Here is a 385-nt window from a genome sequence, read left to right on the forward strand (position 1 = left end):
GCTCCGGGGCGGTGGCGGCCGCCCTCCGGCCGGCCAGCCGGTGCCGGACCAGGGCGATCGCCAGCACCACGGCCGCGACCAGCATCGTCAGCAGCACCGTGGACCGGCCGTCGTGCTCGGTGTCGGTGAGCATGTAGAGCAGCACGAAGACGATGAAGGCGATGCTCAGCCAGGTCAGGTACGGGTACAGCCACATCCGCACGACCAGCTTCTCCGGCGCCTCCGCCTGGATGATCTTCCGCATCCGCAACTGAGAGAAGCAGATCACCAGCCACACGAACAGCGCGACCGCGCCGGAGGAGTTGACCAGGAAGAGGAAGACGGAGTCGGGGAACTTGTAGTTGAAGAAGACGGCGACGAAGCCGAACACGACCGAGACGAGGAT

The 385-nt window shown here is 66.0% G+C and carries 1 pseudogene; it reads right to left on the reverse strand.

Going from position 1 to position 385, the window contains the following annotated elements:
• Positions 1 to 385: pseudogene (locus LPA54_RS41805) on the reverse strand (amino acid transporter); the annotation flags it as partial.

The sequence above is a fragment of the Streptomyces sp. DH12 genome, from assembly GCF_020873895.1.
Classification (GTDB): Bacteria; Actinomycetota; Actinomycetes; order Streptomycetales; family Streptomycetaceae; genus Streptomyces.